1 protein-coding gene is annotated in these 857 nt (G+C 44.3%); it reads left to right on the forward strand.

The features are described from left to right. Window positions 1–63: 63 nt before the first annotated feature. Window positions 64–839, forward strand: a protein-coding gene (locus HMPREF0519_RS13490; RefSeq protein ID WP_133281483.1) for an IS5 family transposase whose coding sequence is annotated in 2 segments (ribosomal slippage) — window positions 64–391 and window positions 391–839 — 777 coding nt in all. Because the reading frame shifts where the segments join, the coding sequence is not laid out codon by codon here. Window positions 840–857 lie beyond the last annotated feature (18 nt).

An 857-nucleotide genomic window follows, 5' to 3' on the forward strand; every position in this document is an offset into this window, starting at 1 on the left:
AGGGTCTGTCTTAAAACAAGCTAATCCGGTATAATCTGGATAAAAACGAATTGAGGTCTTGGCATGACAATCCCCAAACGCTATGAAATAACTGACGAGCAGTGGCAACAGATTGAATCACTTTTTCCACCATATTGCACTGGCCGACCGCCTAAATTATCCAATCGACAAGCTTTTAATGCGATCCTCTGGATCCTAAAAAGTGGTGCTGCTTGGCGAGATTTACCGGAACGTTATGGATCTTGGAAAACCGTTTATAGTCGGTTTCGAGTTTGGGCAGATGCCGGGTTATTTGAAAAGCTGTTTCGGCAGCTGATTGACGATCCAGACCTAGAAAATGTGAGTTTAGATTCTACCAGTATTCGCGTGCATCAAAAAGCCACTGGTGCTAAAAAAATGCCCGCTGCCTCGTCGAAAACCAAGCCATCGGTTTAAGCCGTGGTGGTCGAACGACCAAAATTCATGCCGTGGTTGACGGTTTAGGCAACCCGTTACGCTTTATACTGACTGGCGGGCAAGTTCATGATAGTCAGGCTGCCCAATCCTTGTTAAACCAGCTGGATCTAGCTGGGGTTAATGTGATCGCTGATAAAGCTTACGGAACAACTGCGTTACGTCAATATATTGAAGCCGAAAGCGGCCATTATACAATTCCGCCGAAAAGTAATGCCCAGCAGCCATGGCCGTGTGACTATTATGTTTATTGCGAACGCCATTTGATTGAAAATTATTTTAACCAGCTCAAGAATTATCGACGTATCGCCACGCGTTATGATAAATTGGCGCATGTCTTTTTGGAAGCGATATACATGACCGCTATTTTAACTTGGATTAAATAGTTTTCAGACGGGCCCTAA

This window comes from Lentilactobacillus hilgardii DSM 20176 = ATCC 8290 (assembly GCF_000159315.1).
Classification (GTDB): domain Bacteria; phylum Bacillota; class Bacilli; order Lactobacillales; family Lactobacillaceae; genus Lentilactobacillus; species Lentilactobacillus hilgardii.